This window comes from Telmatocola sphagniphila (genome assembly GCF_018398935.1).
In the GTDB taxonomy this organism is placed as follows: Bacteria; Planctomycetota; Planctomycetia; order Gemmatales; family Gemmataceae; genus Telmatocola; species Telmatocola sphagniphila.
In genome coordinates this window covers 5,239,321-5,261,756 of the sequence record NZ_CP074694.1, presented here as the reverse complement: position 1 = coordinate 5,261,756, position 22,436 = coordinate 5,239,321, and the positions used below count along the sequence as shown (strand labels likewise).

Here is a 22,436-nt window from a genome sequence, read left to right as displayed (position 1 = left end):
CCCGGGTCATACCCGGGGAATTTAAAACACCCGGGGTTATGATCATGACCCGGGGCCGAATCACAACCCGGTGACGAACAACCCGGAAGCCAAATTCGAAACCTGGGTAGATTTATAAACCCGCATTTCCGATTTTTGTTCAAGAATCGAATTCGAAACTCGAGTTCCCTGCATGAGTGAATTGAAATCCAGGGGGGTCGATAGATTCGATTTCACAACGGGCGCTGCGCTAGTTATACTCGAGGAGGAAGCGTTAGTTACGGAAGTCGATGCTGGCGGGGATTGAAGAATATTCGGCAGCATGCCAGGACCCGATTGCCCCATCGGACCACCGTGTCCGGCGGGCGGAGGCGGGGGTGGGGCTGGGATATTGATGCCAAAATCCACACTGGTTATGTTCGTTCCACTCACTGAAATCAAGACGGCCGCTGGACTCTGGGTCACCTGCTTGACACCGGTCGGCAGCGAAAGCACGATTTGATAATAACCCGTACCGGAAACGCCCGAAGCATTCGAGGGATCGGCTGCGGGACCACTCAGCTGATTAAAGCTGTAGTGTCCACCGGGTCCGGTTTTAGTCGTTGCCAGGATATCGCCGCTGGTATCTTCGAGTTGAACGGTGATACCGGGAACGCCCGCGTGATTGGGGCTGGAACCGTGTACTGTGCCGCTGATTGAAGCCTGGAAGATAAACACGTCGCTTTGAAGATTGGTAATGTCCGTGTTATTTTCAATCACCTTGGATAGGGTGTTGCCCTGCTCGAAAATCTGAAATTCCTGAGGGGTAAAAGTTTCGTTCAGATAAAAGAAGCGGTCCCCATCTCGCAAGCGCTCAAACTGATTGACCATGATCTTCTGGAACAAGGGGCCGACATCCGAGCCAGGAACCGGATCTTCCGCCAGGCCGCCTTCGAAGGCATCGATATTATTCACATTGCCGTAAGCTTGCTGCAATTCCTGCTGAACTGTAACGTTGCTGGTTATTTGAGCAAAACTTGTAACGGCCGGAAGCCCTAATCCTTCGCGCACCTGGTTATAAGAACCGATGCCATTAACTCGACCTCTTTGAATATCCAGTGCGATGAGATCCTGACCACCGCCTACACCCGGAATCACTTCATTGAAAAGCAGATCGCGGACTTCATTGATAACCTGCGGGTCTTCAGCCTGGGCATCCCCATCCGCATCGCCTTTCAATACTGCACCAATATCGGTTGTTGCCAATCCCGTCACAGGATCGGTCGTGGAGGCCTGGCCTTCCCCATTGAGAATGCTTGAATCAAAAAAATCCTCGGACAAAGGAACACTGTCCGCCACGGCCTGACCGTCGTTGCCTTGTCGTTCCACATTGCCACTCAGCAAGCTATGACCGAAGCGAAAGGCAACCGTAGAAAATTCGTTGGAAATGCTGGGGTTAACGCTCGGATTATAGCCCTTATAAGCGGGTAGGGCATTCGCTCCGAGGACATCGGGTATCCATTCGTTGTAAACGATCGCCTGATATTCCGCGATGTTTAATTTTCTGGCTTCCTGGAAAATCTGCTCATCGCTCCAGGTCGGATTCATTTTCTGCAATTCACTGGCGATCTTATTGTGATTGTCCAGGAACAAAGTCTGGAGAACGGTCAACTCCACGTTTTCGTTGCCCCGGGTATCCCCCGTGACATAGAGATCCGACTCGGGAAGGGGACCATCGTTCGCCATTCCGCCAACAGACGCATTGATCTGGGCCAACTGGGTGGCCGTGAAGTACGTCAGATTATCCAGCGGTGGCAGACCGCCGGTGCTGGTTTTCATCTGCCCGCCCGAGAAAGTTCGCAAAGCATTATCGGTTGCCAGATCGGAGCCGTAAATTTGCGACAGATCCAGATAAGCCGTGATGGAAGTGATATCCTGCGCGGGATTTTTGGTACTCGTTCCGGTGGCAGGATCGACATTCGACAGATTGAACGCCAGGGAAGCATCGGTCGAACCGCCGATCGGATCTCCCACGGGTACGGCAATCGGATCGGAAGCCCCATTATCGAGAGTCAGATCCATGTCGTGATCCATGAATTGACCAAAGCTATAGACAAAATCCGACAAGGATTGCTGATTGACCGTCTGGCTGTCTAACGCCGTATTGTTCGGATCGGCCTGGCTATTAAGGATGTCGCTGATGGCCCGGGCGCTTTGGTCCTGGGGTAAGGAAGGCGAATTGATCCCGTTGGAATAGGCGGCGGCCGTGAGCCGAATTAAATCGGTTCCCGCAACACCCCAAGTCGGGTTGGCGACATTGTTGCCGACCTCGGTGATGGGCCGAAACACGCTGACTGAGGGTTGCAGCCGATCTTCGAGAGTCTCGAACTTCAGGATCGTTTTGGATTTTCGAATAGGACGAGCAGCTTTTTTACGATTCGATCTACCGAGAATGACATGTGAAAGATTCATGGATTCCTACCTCGCCTGGATATGGGAAATGACACTTGGTCCGATCCGGACATAATTTCTGTCGCGAGATCTCAAAGTTAAAAAACGCCAGCCTGCGAGTCTGGAATTCGTATTAAAAACGTTTCTAACGGCTGAGAACGCGAGTACCTCAGCTACGGAGCCTCCGCGCAGCCTCCTTTCTGATCTGCAACGAGCGCCGGAGAGTGACCGGAACTCGAGAGTCAATCGAATGAAGAAAAACCGATCTCAGATATGGCATTGGAGTTCTTAAAAAACTCTCATTGCACCAATGGTAGATCACTTACCTGAAGCCCAGATTAAGCAGAAAATTTGCGATGATTTTTTAAAAAAAGAACGAGATATGAACGAGAAGATGCCTTCTTTTTTAAGCAATGGCATTTAAAATAAAATAACATGGCTACCAGAAATGAACTTGGAGCAAAATGTTTTTAGCGCCCGACTGAAACCCTTAGCATAGAGATTTTGCCATGCCAGGATTTCTTATTTTTCTGACTGCATTTATTGCACTTATAACGATCTGTGAACACCGTTCCCGGGCCAAGTTTCGCGAAAAATTTCCACCGATTTCGGATGAAGAATTTATGGCTAACTGTCGGCCGGGAACGAACCCGGAGATCGCTTTGAAGGTGCGTCGAATGATCTCGGAGTCATTGGCCGTGGATTATGAGCGGGTGTACCCATCATCGAGATTTGTGGAAGATCTGGGGGCCAATTAGGCAGCGGGCTTTCCGTTCGCTCCGAAAGGACTTCAGATATCCGCCTCTGGGAACACCCAGGATACAAAACGTCTCTGCGAATAAAATCAACCGCGTACTGAAACCTTTCCCATCCGATTTTCGAGTTTCCGGAGCATTTGCAACACGGCTTCGGGATTGATCGGTTTGATCATATGTTCATCGAAGCCCGCCTGGGCGGTGCGTAAGCGATCTTCGTTCTGACCCCAGCCGGTTTGGGCAATAATTAACGGACGGCGATTTCCGGATAGTTCCCGAATCCGGCGGCAAACATCGTAGCCGTTGACTTTGGGCAAGCCGAGATCCAGGAGAATCGCATCGGGAAGAAAGCGCGAGGCCAAGGCCAGCGCTTCTTCCCCATCGTAAGCGGTGCGCGTTTCATTTCCCATCAGTCTCAACATCATGGCCAGACTGTCGGCGCCGTCCCGATTGTCGTCCACCACCAGCACGCGCAGAGACGTTTTTTTCATATCGCCGTTCTGATTGGCCGCATCGACCTTTGCAACTTGGATGGTAGTCAGGATGGGAAGTCGCACACTGAATTCCGATCCCTGGCCCGAGCCGCTACTTTTTGCTTCCACTTTGCCAGAGTGCAACTCGACCAATTGTTTCACCAGCGTCAGCCCGATCCCTAATCCCCCTTGGGATTTTTCCAGAGATCGATCGACCTGAGCAAAAAGTTCGAAGATGCGCGGCAGCTGATCCACGGCGATGCCGATACCGTTATCGCGGACGGTTATCACCGCTTCAGCCCCCTCGGCGTGCGCCGACAGCCAAATCCGACTGCCCCGTTCGCTATACTTGGCAGCATTATTAAGCAGGTTCATGAAGACCTGCGCCAGCCGCGTGGCATCGCCGTCGATCTCAATCGAGGGATTGGGCAGTGTCACGAGGAGTTCGTGCCCCATCTGTTCGATCAGAGGCCGACTGGTTTCGACGGCGTTGGCCAGCACACTGGCCAGATCGATGCGCTCCTTGCGCAGTTTCAACTTCCCCTGGCTGATCCGGCTGACATCCAGAAGATCGTCCACGAGCCGGACGAGTTGCCCCAATTGCCGGTCGACCATCTGGCGGGCTCGCTCCTGGGCCTCGCGTTCGGGAGCCAGACGAAGGATTTGCATGGCATTTCGAATCGGCGCCAGCGGATTTCGCAACTCGTGAGCCAGCATGGCCAGAAACTCGTTCTTGCGGCGATCGGCATCGCGCAAGGATTCTTCGACGATTTTGCGATCCGTAATATCGAACGAGACGCCGGAGATGCGTACCGGTTGTCGAGGTCCGGCCTCGGTAAAGTAATTCCGACCGAGCAGGAGAACCCAGCGAATATCCCCTTCCGGACTGACCAGCCGAAATTCGATTTCCGAACTCGGCAGAGACTCGGAGCGTTGCAGCGTTCGGATCATTCCGAGAAATCGATCGCGATCTTCTGGATGAATTCCCGGTGGGCCGTTGTGGAGAAAATCGTCAACATTCCCCTCGGGTGCAACGCCGAAGATCACTCGCATTTGCGGGGACCAGTAAACCTGACCGGTGCTCAAATCGACATCGTAGGTTCCAAAATTGGCGGCTTCAGCGGCCAGCTGCAACCGCTCGGCCGTGATTCGCAAAACTTCTTCGGTTTCACGGCGTTCGGTAATATCGGTGACAACCGAAAGGACCGATTCGACATCACCCTCCCGGTTGAACTCAGGAATAAGGCGCGAAATGTAATGGCGCGGGCCGAGTTGGGAGGGAAAGCTGTACTCGATCGATTGCGGTTGGCGCGAATCAATCGTCGTCTGGATGGCCGCTTCCCAGAAGTCGCAAAGATTTTCCGGCAGACCGAGTTCGCGATTGGTCCTTCCCAAAAATTCGGACGAGGCGCGACCAGTAGCGCGTTCGATGGCCGCACTGACGAATATATGCCGGTGCTCCAAGTCGAATCGAGTGAGAATATCGGGACAGTTGTCCGCGAGCGTTTGCAACTGACGTTGCTGCTGGCTGATTTTCTCTTCGGCCCGGCGCGCCCGAATGCAGGAGCGAACGGTGGCCACTAATACGCAGGCTTCCACCGGTCGAACCAGGTAGCCGTCCGCCCCATCATCGAGACCTTGCGCTTTATCGCGGTCGCTGACAAATGTCGCCGAAGCATGAACGACGGGAATCTGTTCGGTATTCGGATTCGATTTCAGGATTCGACAAACCTGAAAACCATCGATATCCGGCAAGTTGACATCGAGAAGAATCAAATCGGGGCCCGTCTCCGCCAGGCGCAGACCTTCCTGGCCATTTTTAGCTTCGAGCGTTGAAAAACCGACGTCGCGAAGAATTCGGGTAGTGGTATAACGGTTGACTTCCTGATCATCGACGATCAAAATCGTCCCTTGCGCAGATGGCTTCATTAAGTCCCTCCCCGCGGTTCGAGAGAACTCATCGTCCCCTCGGTCTGGTGTCCGGGCAGGCAGCGTGGGATTATCACCGAAAAGACCGAGCCGACCCCCAATTTACTGGTCACACCGACGCGCCCGCCGAGCATTTCGGCAAATCGCTTACTGAGCGAAAGGCCCAACCCCGAGCCTCTCAGCCGCTTTTGCATGGGCGAATCCAGCTGAACCCAGTCGTGAAAAATTGCAGATAGATTTTCCGCACTGATACCGATGCCGCTATCGGCGACTTGAAATTCGACGCAGTCATTCTCGACGGGACGGGTGATAACCCGAACCTCTCCCTGATTGGTAAATTTCAGAGCGTTGGAAATAAAATTTCGGAGAATTTGCGAGAGTTTCACGTCGTCGGTATAGATCCGCGAAATCTCGTGCGGCTCTTCGAAAATCAGCGACACATCGGCCTTGAAAAGAATCGGTTTGAACATGCCCCGCAGGGCGGCAAACAGATCCACCATCTCGAACCAGGCCGGGGAAATGGCGATGCGACCAGCTTCGACTTTTGCCAGATCGAGTAGATCGTTGACCATATCGGTCAATTCGGTGGCCGAGGATTTGATGAAGGATACCTGCTTTTCCTGCTCGTCGGTCAGGGGGCCGTCCATCCGATCCAGCAGGATGCGGGCGATGCTCAGAATGGCGCCGAGGGGCGTGCGAAACTCGTGGCTCATGTAGGACAAAAATCGGCTCTTAAGATCCGACGCCGCCCGCAACTGCTCGGCGCGATCCTCCAACTCGGCATAGAGCGCTACCACTCCCTGATTGGTCTCCGCTAGCTCGGTGGTCAACGATTTCAGGAGCTCCGATTGATCGCGCAAGCGGGCTATCAAACCTTCGCGATCGAGGTTTGCGATTTCTTCATTCGGGAGTTGGGGAAGGGAATCCCACATCATAATCTCAATCTCAAGCGGACTTTCGGCGGACCACAACGATCGACGCGTCGTCTCGACCCCGGCACTGATCGCGCAACAGCACGGCGGCAATTACGGCGGGATGACAGTGAAACAGTCCGGGATTATCGGTTAAACTCCAGTGTGTCTTGATCCCATCGGAATGCAGTACCAGAATCGAATCTTTCGCCCATTGATAAGTCAACTGCCGGACCGAGCGGAACTGAGCTCCCAGAGTGCCGTTGTAGGACATCAGTCCCCGCGAACCGGTCAGGCTCTGAAGGCTGGCTGAGATATTTCCGACACCGGCAAACTCCAGATCCTGGGAATTCGCATCGGCCGAAGCCGCTGCCAGGGCAGCTCCACGCGTGCCCATCAAACTACGATGCGAAAGCTCGATCAATGCTCGCGGAGTAAACGAATTCATCTGGGTAAAAACATCACACGCTTTCTCCGACGCTTCCGCCGCCCCGGGTCCGTGTCCCAGTCCATCGGCAATCATCAGGCGCAGCTGACCCTCCCTCACTTCGACCCCGCAGGCGTCTCCGCAAACGGTTTCTCCGGGTGCGGCTACCGTTAGCGCACACCATTCGAAATGGGATCTTGAAGGTTGCGTGTCCTTGAATTCTCCGGGGGCGATTTGGGACAGAATGACAGTGCCATTGCCTGGGCCTGAATAAAAATCGAAGGTCCGGGATAGTCGCTTTACTGCACCCAGGCCATTGCCCGGCGTGCCTGCAGTCGAATAACCATCTGCCAGACACGCGGCAAAATCCGCCTTCCCGGGATTGGAATCGATGGACAGAATTTCCACGATGGATTCGGCAGCGGATCTAAAAGACCGTAGCAAGATTCGGCCCTGTCGCGCGTGCTTGACGAGATTCGTCGCCAGTTCCGTGGCGACAATAGCGACTTTGCCGCGATCGTTTTCTCCAAATCCGGCCTGTTCCGCAATGCGGCTGGCCATTCTTCGCGCTTCCCCGACCTGCGAGCTCTCGTTTATCGGGAAAATCAGATGCGACGGCATGTCGATTATTTCCAGCGGGCGATGGTCACACGCGTTCCCCGGCCAGGAGCAGAATCAATATCGAATTCATTGACCAGCCGCTTGGAGCCGGAAAGCCCCAATCCCATACCGTTGCCGGAAGTCCATCCCTCGGTCATCGCCAGAGAGACATCTTCGATTCCCGGCCCCTCATCCTGAAAGCGCAGACGAATTCCTTTCCGGGAGCCGTCTGTGAGCAATTCCCAGAATACGTGTCCGCCGCCGCCATATTTGACGGTATTTCGAGCGAGTTCGCTCGCGGCGGTAACCAGTTTTGTCTGATCGACCAATGAAAAGCCCTGTTCCAGCGCAAGTTTGCGAACAAGTTGTCGGGTATGGACGATATCCTGCTCCGACATCAAGGGAAGGGTGTCACTCTTCGTGACTGGCATGCTCTCCCCCCGCTGATGAGGCCCGCATTTCCCGCAGGCATTTCATACCCCGTTCGACGGTTAAAGCCGTTTTTACACCCGCAAGTTGCATGCCGAGTTCGACGAGGGTAATCGCCACGGCCGGCTGCATGCCGACAATCACTGTCTGGGCATCCAGAATTTGCGAAATACTGGAGATATTGGCAATCATTCGCCCGATGAACGAATCGACCATTTCCAAAGCCGAGATATCGATCAAAACGCCCCGGGCACCGGTCTTCTCGATGTGGCGCGTCAAGTCGTCCTGTAATTGAAGCGCCATGCGATCGTGCATGTCCACTTGAATTGTGACGAGGAGGAATTCGCCCATTCGCAGTACGGGTATTCGCGTCGAAGCCTCGCTCACGGCCGATTCCTCGCTACGGTAAAGCCGGTTCGTTTGAGGGCCAGCGCCAGGGCATCGGCCAGGTTGGACTTCGTCGTCACTCCCTGGAGATCAACGCCCAGATGAACGATGGTTTGCGCGATCTGCGGACGAATCCCGCTAATAATGCAATCCGCCCCCATCAGACGAATTGCAGTAACCGTCTTCAGAAGATGCTGAGCAACGAGCGTGTCGACGGTCGGCACACCGGTGATGTCGATGATGGCGAGTTCGGATTCGGTCTCAACGATCCGCTGCAGTAGCGATTCCATGACAATTTGCGTTCGGGCGCTGTCCAGAGTGCCGATCATTGGCAGTGCGAGCACACCGTCCCAGAGTTTCACCACGGGAGTCGACAGCTCCAGCAGCTCTTCCTGCTGCCGTCGAATGACCTCTTCCCGGCTCTGCTGAAAATAGGCGACGGTCAATAAGCCCAGATGATCGATTAACTCGGTCACCTCCCACATCGCAGCGACCGCTTTTTCGGGGCTATGCGCGGTTTCCAGGCGGATGGCTTCGAAGAAGGGTTTCTTTAGCGAAAAAATGAAAGTAGCCGTCTGCTCGCTGGTAAAACCCTGCTGAGCTCGCGAGCGGGAAATTTCCTGGAGATATTCGGTCAGCGGGCGCCAGTTTGCCGAATTCAAATTCGAGAGAGATTGCGCATCGGCCGATTGTCGAATGAGCGCGATGAATCGCTCAATCTGGGCTTTCAATTCTTCTTCCCCATTGCGGGCAATTGAAATCGATGACTGCGATTTCAATTCGTCCCACCAATCGGACAACAACTTTTCGTGTCGATGCTTCAATATATCCAGAAGAACAGTCCCGGAGGACTTGGATGAGGCCATACTTCTATTCCTATTGCTTGCTGCCTGGTGGAAGTCATTCCACTTCAAAATCTCAGCGGTTGGATTAGCTCGGAAATCGGAGGAAAAAATAGACCTTTCGCGGGTCAGAATTTCCCTCCGGGAATATCGGACGATTCAAATTGTATACTTGGAGTCGGGATAAAAAAGTAAATCTTAAGATGTGATAAGAATTTATTCTTCTCTACTGCAAAACCTGAGACTAAAGAGTTTAGCATTAATGAAAGGTATATCGCCTACATATTTAGAATTTTATGGGACGATATGGACGATTTAATAAATATAATTGGTCCGAAGCTGAGCGTTGCCTTCAGGATCCAACGGGTGAAGCCGCGTTCACCCGTCGCTACTATTTCAAATTCCGTCGGAAGCTATCTTTGAATGGATTCGATTTATCACATTCATTTAGGGCATCGACAGAGTCTCGCCACCTTGCGAAGTACCGGCCGCTCGCCAGGTCGCCACATCAATTGAATTGGTGACGAAGCGAACGCTTCCATCGCAAAAACCGGCATTGATCCCACCGGTGTGCTTACTGCGCGCCAGCTGCATCCGCGCCAAGCTGGAGGTTGATGTCGTGGTACAGGGCATCTTGGGAGAAGTTGCATATCCAGTGATCGAGGCCCCGCCGCAACCGCCACCGGTCATAACGTCCGGGGCGCTATCGTTGTTCGGTGTCTGGTAAGTGGTGACCCCGGCGGCCCCTCCCCACCAGGTAAAACCGCGGATATCACCACTGCTGGGCCCTTGAATAATTTCGCTGACGCAAAGGGTATTGCTGGTCCCATCCGTGATGGATGTGATCGCACGCGGTTTACCCATGACTCCGCTAGCGGGATTACCATTGTTGTAATCGGAGGGGGAGGAATCACCTCCGGAAGCCAATGCAGCCGGGTCTTCGTACCATCCGAAGGGGGAGCCTCCGAAAGTTACACAACCATTAGCGCCGACAGTCGAGCCTCCCGAGCATCCAAAGGGCATGCTGGTCTGGTAGAGATTCGTATTACCGGCATTCAGTGCGTAGTTATGCATGGTAAGTGTGCCGCCGGCCCAGGTCTGCGGGGTGTCGCTCGGACAGGTAAAGGTGCTCAGTCTTTGGGTGCTGACCTGATCGTTCGGGGAACTGGCATAACGGGGCGAAGCGCCGAGTGTGGCATAACCCTGACCGCCAAAGCCGACGTAAATGTTGAAGAGATTAGTTTGTTCCATGTAGGGGAGAATGGGTATCATCCAAGTGCCCCAGCAACAACCACTTCGGCTGATCCCCGGCAGAAAAGCACCATAGGCGCTTTCGTAATTCATATTCGCCAGACCAATCTGCTTCATATTGTTGCTGCACTTCATACGTGCGGCGGCTTCGCGCACTTTCTGCACGGCGGGCAACAGAAGGCCGATAAGGATGGCAATGATGGCAATAACCACCAATAGCTCAATTAATGTAAAGCCTTTTCGATTGTGAGACCGCATACTCATCTCCTTCGATTCGTGCGAGTAAAGAACTAGAATTTGAGTGCGAAAAGCCCTGAATGGAATCATCAGGGAATATCGAAGTCGAATTTATTCGGGCCTTCCTTGGTCACCGTTACAGTCTGTTTGGATTTTTTGTTCCAATCGGAAGGAACGAGCTCTTTGGAAATAATGTTCGTTCCGCCACCCGGACCCGGCGGCGACCCTCCTTCGACAGGATTGACAGCCGTCTTTCCGTCCCCCAGACTCACGGTCACTTTATATTTGCCGGGCTTGAGCCCATTCGATTTCGGCAGAGTGAAGGCGCCATTTTTGGTAGCAACCAAACCTTCAGTACTTTGATTTTCCTGCGGAAAGAACTGAATCATCGCTCCATCGGCTATCGGCTTACCTTTTAACTGGACGGTCCCTTTGATTTCCACTCGACCATCATCCGGAGCGCTGCATCCGGTAAGAGAACCCAGCAAAATTATAATAACTAAGTGACGGTATTTCGAAACAGGAAAGGGTATTTGGGACATATACTTTCTTGAATCCGTGCCCGGAAAAAATTACAGTTAAAACAAAATCTAATTTCTGCAAAATCACAACTACATTTAGTAGAATTTTGCCGAGCTCTTTTTTTACGAAGATGAAGATTTGGTGATATTAACTTGTACATAATTTATGTCAAGATATTTTTTGAGATATCCAAATCCTTAATTTGCTTCCGCTTAATGGCTCACGGTGCGATCCACACTTAAGTCCTCCTTCGTACCTTCAAGACAACCCGATACGACAGTACGGAATTGTCCTGAACCAACTTGACTTCCGATACGAGCCCCGGAATCGCCGAGAAGTAGTACCCCGGGGAGACCACATCGCCTAGCCCTCAGAATCCGACCTAAAATTTCCAAAAGAATCGAAGCTCTCTGTATTGCACGGGCGGAGAGTTATTTCGAACTGTAGAATGGTAGGTATCCCGAAATTTGGGGGTTTCGAAGGACGAGTGGGAGTAGAACTCGGGGGTACACGTTAATTCAGTATGTCCAGTCATCCGACAGCAATGCTGGCTATTGCTCTGATGCTCTTTGCCATTGGGGCGATTCCTCTGGTGCTCGGCATGTCGCAGATTTGTCTGTTGGCATTCCGTGAAAGCCTGATGTGGCGGGCTCTTTTCGGTGTGGCCCTGGCCCTATTTGGAGCCATGTTTCTAATTGAGGACGGAATTCTTCGTCTGATCGTCGGCCTGATCGGCATGCTGATACCGCTGGCAATGGGTGCCGTTTTCTCGATCCGCTACTGGGACGATACTTTTCGGCCGTTTCTGCTCTGGCTGGGCGGCTCCTTCTGGTATTTTAGTGGTGTTTTAGTGCTATTTCTGCGTTATTACTTCGAGCAACAAAGTCGGATGATTTGATCAGATTCCGCGAGAGATCCTTTCGGAAGTGTCCTATGATTTTTGGGTAAACCGAGTGCCTTTCGGATGCCGATGGATAAGGTTACGGGTTAAAAACAAAAAAATTCGTTAGCGCGTTGGAATGCGCTGTAGACGCTTGAATTTTGCGTGCTATACTATCTAACCCGTATCTTAGTTTTTTACTTCCCTCCTCATGGGGATGAGGGAACTTTGCGTTTGTGAGGCACTATGTCGATTCGGATGCGCGTTCATGATCGAGAGCCAATTGGGGCTGCTTTGCGTCGGTTCAAGAAATTGATTGAGCGGAGTGGCTTGAAAAAGGAACTTCGAAAGCACGAGCATTACGAAAAGCCTTGCGAAGTCCGTCGGCGCGCCGAATTGCGGAAACTTCGCAATATTCAAAAAGGCACTCGGGGCCCCGTCTAACGCGCTGATTTTAGTTCGCTCAGGTTTGAGGCTTCTGCTGGTTGCTACCGCAGGCCGATTTTTTCGAGGTTCCACGTTTGAACGTACCGACACTAGGAAGAATGGCCAACAATATGGCCGTTCAATCCACCCTTCCTTCCGGTTTTTTCGCCCGCAATATCAACAAAGTTCCCTTTATCCTTCTTCACCTGGCCGTTGTTGCTGTTTTCTTTGTTCCTGTCACCTGGGACGTAGTAGCACTTTGCGTCGGCTTGTATGTGCTTCGGATGTTTGGGATCACCGCTGGTTACCATCGGTATTTCAGCCACCGCGCTTATAAAACGAATCGATTCGTCGGCTTCATGATGGGCTGGATCGGCGCCAGCGCCCTGCAGAAAGGGCCGCTCTGGTGGGCCGCCAATCACCGCGATCACCACAAATATTCCGATCAGGAAAACGATCCGCATTCTCCCATTCGACACGGCCTCTGGTGGTCGCATGTGGGCTGGGTTCTCGACAGCAACGAGGACAACGTCGACCTGCACGGCGTCAAGGATTTTCTGAAGTACCCCGAGATCCTGCTGCTCGAAAAATTCCACTATATCCCGGCATTTTTGCTTGGTGTGGCCTGTTATCTCTACGGTTACTTCACCTCGGGTTCAGGCTGGTCGGCCTTCGTCTGGGGATTCGTAATCAGCACCGTTGTGCTTTACCACGGTACGTTCCTGGTGAATTCTCTCTGCCACGTCTGGGGTAGCCGACGCTTCGCCACGACCGACCAGAGCCGCAACAACGCTCTGGTGGCAATCGTCACCCTGGGCGAAGGCTGGCACAACAATCACCACCACTACATGAGCTCGGCCAATCAAGGCTTCTACTGGTGGGAAATCGACATCAGCTATTACACACTCAAAGTGATGAACGTCTTCGGATTGGTTTGGGATCTGCGCAAGCCGCCTGCCAAGAAGATGATTCCCACGACCAACTGACAACCAAAAAAGTAGCGTTCGCCCATAAAAGAAGCCACCCGACTCAGAGCTATCTGAATCGGGTGGCTTTAATTATTTCGTTCTCGATGAAACGAGGTGAGGACACGAGAGTTTTGAACTGGAACTCGCACTCCAGTTTTTGGCTCTCGTGTCCACCCTTGAAGAGAGAACTGATGAGAAAGTGGATCGGGGACTCGCATTCCCGACCCGTGTGCGGGACTCGCTACCGCACGAAAATATTTAAATGCAATGACCGTGCCAAAAGAGCAAATAGTTTCAAACAGAGCCCGAAAGAGCCCAAAAGGGGGAGTTTGAGCCTAAAATAAACGCAAATTCGGCCCATCTTCCAGATCGTAAAGCCTTTTTGGAATTTGTAAAAATGAACTCTGAGCCATTTTGCTACAGGGACTGAATCAATTTGCGGTGGCAACTTTGTAACCGGGTAAAGCAACGTCCTCAAATTGCGAGATTGGCAGCATGAGTTTCGCAATCTGTCTCAAAATAAGGCTTTCTCTTTAAAACTCATCAATCTTTCGTTGGCTTCTCACATAAAATGATGACCTGATTACCTCCTGATAAAGAGAATGCAGGAGCGAATTTCGATTGTTTTCCAGTCCGTTTCGGATCAAGTACTGCGAGAAGCTTTCCGAACAAGAACCGGAACAACCATTGCCAAATTTGCTTTTGGATGCAATAATAAGTTTTGTCTTCTTCCCGATAGGAAATATCCATGAAAGTGACCTGGCAAGGTGTCTACCCTGCGGTAACCACACAGTTCCACGCCGATCAATCCATCGATTTCGAAGGAACGGCCCTGCATATCGAGAAGTTGATCGCGGCCGGGGTGCACGGGCTGATCATGCTCGGCACCGTCGGGGAGAATTGCTCGCTGGAGTACGCTGAGAAGTTCCAGGTCCTCAAGTGCGCTCTGGAAGCGGCTAAGGGTCGGGTGCCAGTGCTCAGCGGTGTGGCCGAGACGACCACAAATTTGGCCTGTCGCTATTCCGCCGATTGCCAGAAAGCGGGTATTCACGGCTTAATGGTCCTGCCCGGCATGGTCTACAAGAGCGACCCGCGTGAAACGATCGTCCACTTCCGAACCGTGGCCAAGGCCAGCGATCTGCCGATCATGGTTTATAACAATCCGGTCGCTTACGGAGTCGACATCACTCCCGAGATGTTCCTGAGCATGGCGGACGAACCGAAGTTCGTTGCCATCAAGGAATCGTCGGAAAACGTTCGCCGGATCACGGATTTGAAGAATGTCTGCGGCGATCGCTACACGTTGCTCTGCGGCGTGGACGATCTGGCTCTGGAAAGCGTGATGCTCGGGGCCGTCGGTTGGGTATCGGGACTGGTGAATGCCTTCCCGGCCGAAAACCGTTTGCTTTGGGACCTGGCCATGGCGAATAACTATGCCGAGGCTGTGAAAGTCTACCGCTGGTACACCCCGTTATTGCACCTGGATACCCACATGAAACTGGTGCAGTACATCAAATTGGCCATGGCCGAGGTCGGCATGGGCAGCGAAATGGTGCGGGCGCCGCGTCTGCCTATCGTCGGGGCCGAGCGGGAAGCAATTCTGAAAATCATCCGCACCGCGATAGCCAACCGTCCTAAAATCGGCTAATTCCTTTTCGGGTGCCACTCGAATGAAGAAGATTCGCGTAATCGATTCCCACACGGGCGGCGAGCCGACTCGTGTGATAGTGGAAGGCGGCCCCGATCTCGGTGTCGGGCCACTGTCCGAACGCAAAACCATTTTTCGCGACCGCTTCGACGATTTTCGAAAAACGGTGATTCTGGAACCGCGCGGCCATGATGTACTGGTGGGTGCCCTGCTGGTTCCCCCCACCGATCCGCGCTGCGTGGCCGGGGTGATCTTCTTCAATAACGTTGGCTATCTGAACATGTGCGGCCATGGCACCATCGGTGTCGGGGTAACGCTCGGCCACCTGGGCAAAATCACTCCCGGCCGGCACTTGCTGGAAACCACAGTCGGCATTGTTCCTTTCGAATACGACGGTAAAAACCGGGTGACACTCGATAACGTGCCCAGCTACCGTTACTCAACCCAGGTGCGGATACCTGTCGAGGGCTATGGCATGCTCTCGGGCGACATCGCCTGGGGCGGCAACTGGTTTTTTCTCTGTGAAGATCACGGTATTCCGCTTTCTTTGAAGCATTTGAATCGGCTGCTCGATTGTTCAAACAAGATTCGGCAGTCGCTGGAAGCCAATCGCATCACCGGCGAAGCGGGTGGCGAAATCGATCACATCGAATTGATCGGACCCGCCGCGGAGACTACTAATCAGGGTCGGAATTTTGTGCTTTGCCCAGGGGCGGCATACGACCGCTCTCCCTGTGGAACCGGAACATCCGCCAAGCTGGCTTGTCTCCACGCGGCCGGGAAACTCCAACCGGGGCAGATCTGGCGACAGGAGAGTATCATCGGCAGCGTCTTCGAAGGCTGGGTGCAGGTACGCGACGGCGTGCTTTATCCCACCATTCGCGGCGAAGCCTACATCACCGGGGATAACACTTTGTTGGTGGACCCGGCCGATCCCTTTCGAAATGGAATTAGTTAGCAGGAAAGCGACATGGCGAAGATCGTCGTTATCGGGGGCGGAGTGGTCGGCGCGGCATGTGCCTATTACCTGCAAAAAGAAGGGCATTCGCTGACGATCCTGGATCGCGCCGGTTTCGGGCAGGCCTGTTCGCGCGGCAATTGCGGTTTCGTATGTCCTTCCCATGTGCTACCACTGACCACGCCGGGAGCGATCAAAACCGCCCTCGGCTCCATGTTTAAAAAATCGGCCCCGTTTTATATCAAGCCTCGCCTCGATTGGAAACTCTGGTCCTGGCTGTTGCACTTTGCCCGCCGCTGCAACAATCGCGACATGCTGCAGGCCGGGCATGAGATTCAAGCTCTTTTAAATTCTTCGCGACATCTCTACGACGAATTGCTGGCCCAGGAGCCGATCGATTGCGAATGGGAAAAGAAGGGATTGCTCTTCGTTTTCCAGACGGATAAGGCGTTTCATCACTACGAAGAAACCGATCATCTGCTCAAAGATACTTTTGCCATGCCGGCCAAGCCATTTGCGGGAGAAGAACTTCTGAAACTGGAACCGGCACTGAAGCCGGGTCTGGCGGGCGGCTGGCTCTACGAAGGGGATGCGCATCTCCGGCCTGACAAACTGATGTCGGCTTTCCGTAAAATTCTGACCGAGCGCGGCGCGACCATCGTGGAAAATTGCTCCGTCGATGGCTTCGTTGGCAATGGTTCCGCGATTGCCACATCCCAGGGAGAGATGACCGCCGATTACTTCGTGGTGGCCACCGGTGCGATGACGCCTTTTCTGAATCGGGAACTGGGTTGCAAAATCCCGATTCAACCGGGCAAGGGCTATTCGATTACCATGCCGCGCCCGATCAAGTGCCCCAGTATTCCGTTGATTTTCGAAGAACATCGGGTGGCCGTGACGCCGATGCACAGCGGCTACCGCATCGGCTCCACCATGGAATTCGCCGGTTATGACACGAGCATCAACAGAACGCGGTTGAATTATCTGCAAGAAGCGGCCAAGCACTATCTGGATCCGGCCAACGATCCGATCGAAGAGGAATGGTACGGCTGGCGGCCGATGACCTACGATTCGAAACCGATCATCGACCGCAGTCCGAAATATTCGAATGTCTGGATTGCGGCCGGGCACAACATGCTCGGTTTGAGCATGGCCCCGGTAACTGGGAAACTGATTGCCGAGGCGCTGAGCAATCGAAAGCCGCACATCGACTTGAAACCCTTCAGCGTCGCCCGCTTTTAGTCTTCCAGTTCAAGCACTATAGCCTTCGGTTTTCAGAGCCTCAATCGTCGCTTCCACGGCCTTCACAGTTCTAGCAATATCATGCGGGGTGTGGGCCGCCGTCAACCAGCCGCCCATCCCCGATAGATCCACGCCATTCAGTAGCATTCCCTGCCGGAAGAGTGAAATCAGCTTCGGATCTTTGACGCCATCGAGCTTGTTGAGATCCCCTTCATAAGGAATCATTCCCGTATTATCGGTGACCGCGAGAGGTGCGGGCGGACCATCGTAATTGGGAAGAAACTTGAACATGGAAAAATCGATCCAGGTGATCCAGCGATATTTTTTCCGGGCAAAGAGAGTATTGCATTCATTACGCAGCATCCGGGCCATATCGTTGGCTTGCTGGCAGGCTTTGCCATCGGCGATTTTGGAAAGGCAGGCGATCCCGGCCGAGGCCGATAACGGATTGCCGTTATACGTTCCCGGGTGACGCATGCGCGGCTTACCCGGACGATTTTCGATCTGGTTCAAAATCTCGGCCCGGCCGACCAGGCAGCCCCCCGGAAGTCCCCCGGCCAGGATTTTCGCCAGCGTCGTTAGATCGGGGGTCACCTCGTAGAACTTCTGGGCGCCGCCGGGTGAGACGCGAAAACCGGTAATCACTTCGTCGAAGATCAAGAGCACGCCGTAGCGAGTCGTCAATTCCCGTAAAGCCTTCAGGAACGCTCCCCGAATCGGTACAGCTCCCCAATGTCCACCTGTGGGCTCGAGAATCACGGCGGCGATCTGGTCATCGCTCTTCAGAGTCGCTTCCAGAAGATCGATATTATTCGGAGGAATGGCAATCGTGTTTTGGGCGACTCCCTCGGGAACGCCGGGCACGGAGAAGGAATCGTAGGGTGGATCGGAAGCAATCGAAACGGCGTCGTGCCAGCCATGAAAGTGGCCGCAAAATTTCAGAATCTTGGATTTTCCGGTGTACATCCGCGATAGCCGCAGGGCCATCAGGGTGGCTTCGGTGCCGCTGCCGGTGAAGCGGATTTTTTCCGCGCAGGGAATCAGCTTCAAAACCCACTTCGCCCATTCGATTTCCAGATCGTGGTTGCCACCGGCGTGGGTCGAGCGTTCCATCTGCCGTTGCACGGCTTTCACCACATCGGGATGGGAATGACCGAGAATCAGCGAACCGTGGCCCGACCAATAATCGACGAACTCATGGCCGTCGATGTCCCACTTATGAGCTCCCAGTTGCCGATCAATAAATGGCGGAAAGGGATCCATGCCGCGAGCGTCGTGCGTGACGCCGTTGGGAAATACCTCTCGAGCCTGTTGGAAGTGCTCGCGGGATATGGGAAACTCGGCGACGTAACGTTCGGTCAGAGTTGGCATTGCAAGCATCCTTAGCAGTGGGTTTTGTGATTGTAGCACTATCGCTTTTCGCTGGCAGACCGACAATCGAGGCGTAGCATGATTAAGCAGGGGCAATTGGCGGAGTCACGAATGAGTCTGATCGAACGTTTCATGGGAATTCCTCAGCCGAACGGGCTTATGACCGATCTGGTCGCCAATCCGGCCATCGAAAAGCCGCTGAGTCTTCAGGTTCTATTTCCCAGCGTTTTTGATTTCGATGGCATCGCGATCGGACAGGCTCTGCGTTCGCTCGATCCGGTCCTGGAGAAAGCCCGCGCCGAGACGACTCTGATCGATGATAGCAAGCAGCCGGATAACGTCGGCAATCTGATCGGTCTGGCCGGCTGGGGACCGCACATCATCAAGATCGTTTACTTCGAAATGCCGATTCCCTCGAATATCTTCGAAGCCTGCGTTCAGCCGGCGCATTTCATGCAGCAGTTGAAGAACGATGCCGCCGAGCACAAATCGCACGCGCTGTTGTATTATGCGGGCGAGGATAGCGATCCGCTGGAACAATACGCTGCATTAGCGACTGTGGCCGCCGCCCTGGCCCGGCTGGATGCCATTCTGATTCTGAATGAGGAAGCTCGAGCCGCTTTCCCCGCCGAAGCGCTGCTGGCGGCGGAAGATAATGTGTCGCTTGTCGAATCGCTGCGAAGTTTGCCGATACCGCTGCTCTATGGTGGTTTCGTAAAAGTCGAAGTGGAAGAGAGACCGGGCGTCTGGATGCGAACTTTTGGAAATCACCTCATGGGGTTGCCGAATCTGGCGACCCATGCCGATAGTCACGCACTCGGCAACGAATGCTTCGATTTGTTTACCAATGTGTTAATGTACGCTCGGGAAGAGAATGTCGAATTCAGCCCTAACGAAACGGTCGAGCTCGGCCCAGGATTGCGATTCCGCATTCGGGAAAGAGCCGACTCCGAGTGGTGGTTGCGCAGCGAAGGGCAGATGCTGGTTCTAGACCGAGTTTAAACGGAATCGGCAAAATTTAAATACGATAATTAAAGCTTCATTAACCAATTAACAATCGAGGAGTGGAAAATGAAATTTTTACTTCGAAGCCTGACGGCTCTGGCGCTCACAATGATCTTTTTGTATCCCTCCGCCGCACGGGAGGATGAGAAATCGGTTGTCGGAACCTGGGTTCCCGTCTCAGCCGTCATCGGTGGCAAAGAGTTTCCCGAAGAAGTCACCAAATCGATCAAAATGACTCTGACCGAGACTAACTATACTGTCGATGTCGGAGGGAAAATCGACAAGGGCACCTATACACTGGACAAGAAGGCGAAAATTAAAACTTTGGAGATCAAAGGAACCGAAGGCCCCAATAAAGACAAAACTTTTAAAGCGATCTATGAATTCAAAGGAGATAACCTCCGAGTCTGTTACGATCTTTCAGGTGCCAAATATCCCACGGAATTCAAATCCGAACCCAATACCTTGCTATTTTTAGCGGAATACAAGCGAGAGAAGAAATAACTTAGCACCCCCTTATTTAACGAGCCCAAAATTCACTTTGTATCGAAGTGAATCCGTCGAATTTTTGTCATCCTCCGGACAAATCATCTCAGAATCTTCTTTCCCTATCCCTATTTTGAGATGGGGATTTCTAAACAACACTCATTTCAGCATCGTTTGACCAACGATCCGGGGGAGCATCATGGCAGCTGAAGAAAACAAGGAGCAAACCGAATCGGAATGGCATGAATGGTACGACCAGAAAAGCCGGTTGATGGAGGCCAGCCTGGGCCGCGAACATGACATGGTGCTGCATTCCATGATTCCGTACAGTGTCGGTGGCGGACTCGATCTCTACTATTTTCCCAACGGAATTCCCGGCACGGCAGTCGCCACCAAGGAACTCTGCGAAGCGCCGAACGAAGGCCCGTCCAATAAAGTTCTTGGATGTTATGAACTGGTCATGTTTACCCGGCATGCGATAGATCTGGATGGGGGCGAAGATTCCCCATTTGGAAAAGCCAATCAGAATATCAACGCAATATTGAATCCGATGGCCCGCTATGCCGAGCAGGCCGAGCTAAACGCAAATGAGACCTGCGAATTCCCGGAAGATTTCGAAGATATTGCGGGCAAGTGTCTGGTGTTCGATGTCTATGCGTCCCACACGGATGAGACGGTGGAAAATTTTGGTTTACTAGCGATTATTGAGGTCTTCCGGTCTGAAATGGAGTTCGCACGCGAAAAGGGGGGAAGCGTGTTGATCGAACTGCTGAAACAGAACGGCCATTATCCCTATTCCGATTTGGATAGGGAGCCGGTGGTATAATTTGGAGTGCATCGAAACATCACGCGAGTTCGATGCACCGCAAAGTAATTCTTATCTCATTCTTTATCGAGCTTAAACTCAAAGCGATTGCGAACGTCCACTTTCACTTCCACCCGATAAGGGGTCGTGTTGGCGGCCCGATACTTCTCAGGAACCGGGTTATCTTTTTTGGTGCTGTCGATAATCAACGAGGTGGTGGGAGCGAAGGTCACGGCATAACGACCGGCCTTAAGACCGGCCGGGCCCCGATGCTGATAGACGGTGAAAGAACCATCGAGTTGAAGGAGTCCCATGCCACCGGGGAGCGAGTATTCCGGTGCGTTTGCTCGGGGAGCCGGTTCATCCAGGGGAATAAATTGAGCTTGCAGCCCGGTTACTGGCTTTCCATTCATGGTCACGCTGCCGACAACCTCGTTCAAGCCTTCCGTTGAAAGCGGCTTCGAACCATTCTCTTCCGAAGGTTCGATTTTCGTCAGGTCATCTTTCAAAATACCTTCGAGGGCAACTTGAGCAATCACGGGTCCATCTTTCTTCATGGTGACCCAGGCGATCTGATCGAACTCCCCGTATTCGATACCCCGCATCGAACTGACCCCGCCGGTGGTGGCCAGTTGATAGTAACTTCGTTCGTTGCGAATGAATTTGCGGAACGTATGCTCATGGCCACAGAACGTGGAATACTGCCGATTGGCAAAGAGTTTTTCGAATTCCAGCCAGCCATTTTCCGTCAGATCGCGAGCGGCCCAGACGGGGTGATGCATGAAGACGAAAGTCCAGCGCACCTTGGCATTATCTTTCAACGTTTTTTCAACGTACTGCAGTTGTTCTTTACCGAATCCGATCCGCGGACCGCGGACACCCGCCGCGGCCGGCACGGGTGCATTGATCCCCAGATCGTTGCTGTTGAGGACGAGAAACAGACAGTCCCCATAAAGAAAATGGTAATATGCCTTACCCAGCCGCTCTTTCCAGACCTCGGCTTTGACTTTATTGTCCCCATCGTGATTACCCGCACAGTAGAAGAAAGGCATGGCAAACTGTCGGGCATATTTATCGAACTCATCCCATTGCGTGCGATTCATTTCTTCCTGGCGAGCCCCTTCAATCAAATCGCCCACCGACATGACAAACGCGGGTTGCAAAAGATTGACCTGATGCACCGCTTTGCTGAAGACACCTTTGCGATGCCCGCCGGTACGGTCCGAAACGATGGCGAACTGAAACTGATCGGCCGCCACGTTGGGAGTGAGGGAGGTCCAGGGATTCTTTTTGTCGGTATCGACGACAAATTTGGCGTTTGAGTTGTCGGTGGAGTTGGTTGGCTGATTCGCGGTCGAAAGTGCGAGAGCCGTCAGTCCGCCGACGGCCAGGAGCATAAACAGAATTCGCTTCATTTCCAGAACCTTAATCGCGGGTAGGATCGTGTCCAGCCGCAATTTAAGGTAAAACTCACT

21 protein-coding genes are annotated in these 22,436 nt (G+C 53.0%); 10 read left to right on the top strand and 11 right to left on the bottom strand.

Annotated elements, in window-relative coordinates:
* Positions 1–60: 60 nt before the first annotated feature.
* Positions 61–2,430, bottom strand: a complete 2,370-nt coding sequence (locus tag KIH39_RS21095; protein ID WP_213495199.1) for a peroxidase family protein — start codon at positions 2,428–2,430, stop codon at positions 61–63.
* A 488-nt stretch (positions 2,431–2,918) separates the two neighbouring features.
* On the opposite strand from KIH39_RS21095, the gene KIH39_RS21090 reads away from it, so the two are divergent.
* Positions 2,919–3,167 carry an acyl carrier protein gene (locus tag KIH39_RS21090; protein ID WP_213495198.1) on the top strand — a complete coding sequence of 83 codons (249 nt, stop codon included), beginning with the start codon at positions 2,919–2,921 and terminating at the stop codon, positions 3,165–3,167.
* An 86-nt stretch (positions 3,168–3,253) separates the two neighbouring features.
* Here KIH39_RS21090 and KIH39_RS21085 read toward each other — a convergent pair whose 3' ends face one another.
* From KIH39_RS21085 to KIH39_RS21050, 8 genes are all read right to left on the bottom strand, one after another.
* Positions 3,254–5,566, bottom strand: coding sequence for a hybrid sensor histidine kinase/response regulator (locus KIH39_RS21085; RefSeq protein WP_213495197.1), 2,313 nt, complete (start codon positions 5,564–5,566; stop codon positions 3,254–3,256).
* Positions 5,566–6,498: a sensor histidine kinase gene (locus KIH39_RS21080; RefSeq protein ID WP_390623716.1), complete on the bottom strand. Its 933-nt coding sequence runs from the start codon at positions 6,496–6,498 to the stop codon at positions 5,566–5,568. The genes KIH39_RS21085 and KIH39_RS21080 overlap by 1 nt, the downstream gene beginning before the upstream one ends.
* 13 nt (positions 6,499–6,511) lie before the next feature.
* Positions 6,512–7,525 (bottom strand): ATP-binding SpoIIE family protein phosphatase, encoded by a 1,014-nt coding sequence (locus KIH39_RS21075; RefSeq protein WP_261352940.1) that lies wholly within the window; start codon positions 7,523–7,525, stop codon positions 6,512–6,514.
* Positions 7,526–7,530: 5 nt separating this feature from the next.
* Complete coding sequence (locus KIH39_RS21070) at positions 7,531–7,935, bottom strand: anti-sigma regulatory factor (RefSeq protein ID WP_213495194.1); 405 nt, start codon at positions 7,933–7,935, stop codon at positions 7,531–7,533.
* Positions 7,916–8,284 (bottom strand): STAS domain-containing protein, encoded by a 369-nt coding sequence (locus KIH39_RS21065; protein ID WP_213500527.1) that lies wholly within the window; start codon positions 8,282–8,284, stop codon positions 7,916–7,918. The genes KIH39_RS21070 and KIH39_RS21065 overlap by 20 nt, the downstream gene beginning before the upstream one ends.
* Before the next feature lie 32 nt (positions 8,285–8,316).
* On the bottom strand, positions 8,317–9,186 hold the full coding sequence (locus KIH39_RS21060; RefSeq protein WP_213495193.1) for an STAS domain-containing protein: 870 nt from the start codon (positions 9,184–9,186) through the stop codon (positions 8,317–8,319).
* 423 nt (positions 9,187–9,609) lie between these two features.
* Positions 9,610–10,671 (bottom strand): DUF1559 domain-containing protein, encoded by a 1,062-nt coding sequence (locus tag KIH39_RS21055; protein WP_213495192.1) that lies wholly within the window; start codon positions 10,669–10,671, stop codon positions 9,610–9,612.
* Between the two features lie 68 nt (positions 10,672–10,739).
* Positions 10,740–11,093 (bottom strand): carboxypeptidase-like regulatory domain-containing protein, encoded by a 354-nt coding sequence (locus KIH39_RS21050; protein ID WP_213495191.1) that lies wholly within the window; start codon positions 11,091–11,093, stop codon positions 10,740–10,742.
* Positions 11,094–11,695: 602 nt separating this feature from the next.
* Here KIH39_RS21050 and KIH39_RS21045 point away from each other — a divergent pair.
* The 6 genes from KIH39_RS21045 to KIH39_RS21020 all read left to right on the top strand — a co-directional run bounded on the left by KIH39_RS21045 (position 11,696) and on the right by KIH39_RS21020 (position 17,294).
* Positions 11,696–12,070: a hypothetical protein gene (locus KIH39_RS21045; protein WP_213495190.1), complete on the top strand. Its 375-nt coding sequence runs from the start codon at positions 11,696–11,698 to the stop codon at positions 12,068–12,070.
* A 228-nt stretch (positions 12,071–12,298) separates the two neighbouring features.
* The gene (rpsU, locus tag KIH39_RS21040; protein ID WP_213495189.1) at positions 12,299–12,496 is read left to right on the top strand and encodes a 30S ribosomal protein S21; all 198 of its coding nucleotides are present in this window, start codon (positions 12,299–12,301) and stop codon (positions 12,494–12,496) included.
* Positions 12,497–12,597: 101 nt separating this feature from the next.
* Complete coding sequence (locus KIH39_RS21035; RefSeq protein WP_246539366.1) at positions 12,598–13,464, top strand: acyl-CoA desaturase; 867 nt, start codon at positions 12,598–12,600, stop codon at positions 13,462–13,464.
* Positions 13,465–14,194: 730 nt separating this feature from the next.
* Positions 14,195–15,094 (top strand): dihydrodipicolinate synthase family protein, encoded by a 900-nt coding sequence (locus KIH39_RS21030; RefSeq protein WP_213495188.1) that lies wholly within the window; start codon positions 14,195–14,197, stop codon positions 15,092–15,094.
* A gap of 22 nt (positions 15,095–15,116) precedes the next feature.
* Complete coding sequence (locus KIH39_RS21025; RefSeq protein WP_213495187.1) at positions 15,117–16,052, top strand: proline racemase family protein; 936 nt, start codon at positions 15,117–15,119, stop codon at positions 16,050–16,052.
* A 12-nt stretch (positions 16,053–16,064) separates the two neighbouring features.
* On the top strand, positions 16,065–17,294 hold the full coding sequence (locus KIH39_RS21020) for an NAD(P)/FAD-dependent oxidoreductase (protein WP_213495186.1): 1,230 nt from the start codon (positions 16,065–16,067) through the stop codon (positions 17,292–17,294).
* 9 nt (positions 17,295–17,303) lie between these two features.
* Here KIH39_RS21020 and KIH39_RS21015 read toward each other — a convergent pair whose 3' ends face one another.
* On the bottom strand, positions 17,304–18,665 hold the full coding sequence (locus KIH39_RS21015; RefSeq protein ID WP_213495185.1) for an aspartate aminotransferase family protein: 1,362 nt from the start codon (positions 18,663–18,665) through the stop codon (positions 17,304–17,306).
* A gap of 111 nt (positions 18,666–18,776) precedes the next feature.
* On the opposite strand from KIH39_RS21015, the gene KIH39_RS21010 reads away from it, so the two are divergent.
* The 3 genes from KIH39_RS21010 (at position 18,777) to KIH39_RS21000 (ending at position 20,982) form a co-directional block, all read left to right on the top strand.
* Positions 18,777–19,667, top strand: coding sequence for a DUF4261 domain-containing protein (locus KIH39_RS21010; RefSeq protein WP_213495184.1), 891 nt, complete (start codon positions 18,777–18,779; stop codon positions 19,665–19,667).
* Positions 19,668–19,736: 69 nt separating this feature from the next.
* Positions 19,737–20,174: a TIGR03067 domain-containing protein gene (locus tag KIH39_RS21005; RefSeq protein ID WP_213495183.1), complete on the top strand. Its 438-nt coding sequence runs from the start codon at positions 19,737–19,739 to the stop codon at positions 20,172–20,174.
* 181 nt (positions 20,175–20,355) lie between these two features.
* Positions 20,356–20,982, top strand: a complete 627-nt coding sequence (locus tag KIH39_RS21000; protein WP_213495182.1) for a suppressor of fused domain protein — start codon at positions 20,356–20,358, stop codon at positions 20,980–20,982.
* A 56-nt stretch (positions 20,983–21,038) separates the two neighbouring features.
* Here KIH39_RS21000 and KIH39_RS20995 read toward each other — a convergent pair whose 3' ends face one another.
* The gene (locus KIH39_RS20995) at positions 21,039–22,376 is read right to left on the bottom strand and encodes a metallophosphoesterase family protein (RefSeq protein ID WP_213495181.1); all 1,338 of its coding nucleotides are present in this window, start codon (positions 22,374–22,376) and stop codon (positions 21,039–21,041) included.
* Positions 22,377–22,436 lie beyond the last annotated feature (60 nt).

Excerpts from the sequence above, each read along its gene's own strand:
- KIH39_RS21095 (WP_213495199.1), bottom strand. The coding sequence starts at position 2,430 with ATGAATCTTTCACATGTCATTCTCGGTAGATCGAATCGTAAAAAAGCT.
- KIH39_RS21090 (WP_213495198.1), top strand. The coding sequence starts at position 2,919 with ATGCCAGGATTTCTTATTTTTCTGACTGCATTTATTGCACTTATAACG.
- KIH39_RS21085 (WP_213495197.1), bottom strand. The coding sequence starts at position 5,566 with ATGAAGCCATCTGCGCAAGGGACGATTTTGATCGTCGATGATCAGGAA.
- KIH39_RS21080 (WP_390623716.1), bottom strand. The coding sequence starts at position 6,498 with ATGTGGGATTCCCTTCCCCAACTCCCGAATGAAGAAATCGCAAACCTC.
- KIH39_RS21075 (WP_261352940.1), bottom strand. The coding sequence starts at position 7,525 with ATGCCGTCGCATCTGATTTTCCCGATAAACGAGAGCTCGCAGGTCGGG.
- KIH39_RS21070 (WP_213495194.1), bottom strand. The coding sequence starts at position 7,935 with ATGCCAGTCACGAAGAGTGACACCCTTCCCTTGATGTCGGAGCAGGAT.
- KIH39_RS21065 (WP_213500527.1), bottom strand. The coding sequence starts at position 8,284 with ATGGGCGAATTCCTCCTCGTCACAATTCAAGTGGACATGCACGATCGC.
- KIH39_RS21060 (WP_213495193.1), bottom strand. The coding sequence starts at position 9,186 with ATGGCCTCATCCAAGTCCTCCGGGACTGTTCTTCTGGATATATTGAAG.
- KIH39_RS21055 (WP_213495192.1), bottom strand. The coding sequence starts at position 10,671 with ATGCGGTCTCACAATCGAAAAGGCTTTACATTAATTGAGCTATTGGTG.
- KIH39_RS21045 (WP_213495190.1), top strand. The coding sequence starts at position 11,696 with ATGTCCAGTCATCCGACAGCAATGCTGGCTATTGCTCTGATGCTCTTT.
- rpsU (WP_213495189.1), top strand. The coding sequence starts at position 12,299 with ATGTCGATTCGGATGCGCGTTCATGATCGAGAGCCAATTGGGGCTGCT.
- KIH39_RS21035 (WP_246539366.1), top strand. The coding sequence starts at position 12,598 with ATGGCCAACAATATGGCCGTTCAATCCACCCTTCCTTCCGGTTTTTTC.
- KIH39_RS21030 (WP_213495188.1), top strand. The coding sequence starts at position 14,195 with ATGAAAGTGACCTGGCAAGGTGTCTACCCTGCGGTAACCACACAGTTC.
- KIH39_RS21025 (WP_213495187.1), top strand. The coding sequence starts at position 15,117 with ATGAAGAAGATTCGCGTAATCGATTCCCACACGGGCGGCGAGCCGACT.
- KIH39_RS21020 (WP_213495186.1), top strand. The coding sequence starts at position 16,065 with ATGGCGAAGATCGTCGTTATCGGGGGCGGAGTGGTCGGCGCGGCATGT.
- KIH39_RS21015 (WP_213495185.1), bottom strand. The coding sequence starts at position 18,665 with ATGCCAACTCTGACCGAACGTTACGTCGCCGAGTTTCCCATATCCCGC.
- KIH39_RS21010 (WP_213495184.1), top strand. The coding sequence starts at position 18,777 with ATGAGTCTGATCGAACGTTTCATGGGAATTCCTCAGCCGAACGGGCTT.
- KIH39_RS21005 (WP_213495183.1), top strand. The coding sequence starts at position 19,737 with ATGAAATTTTTACTTCGAAGCCTGACGGCTCTGGCGCTCACAATGATC.
- KIH39_RS21000 (WP_213495182.1), top strand. The coding sequence starts at position 20,356 with ATGGCAGCTGAAGAAAACAAGGAGCAAACCGAATCGGAATGGCATGAA.
- KIH39_RS20995 (WP_213495181.1), bottom strand. The coding sequence starts at position 22,376 with ATGAAGCGAATTCTGTTTATGCTCCTGGCCGTCGGCGGACTGACGGCT.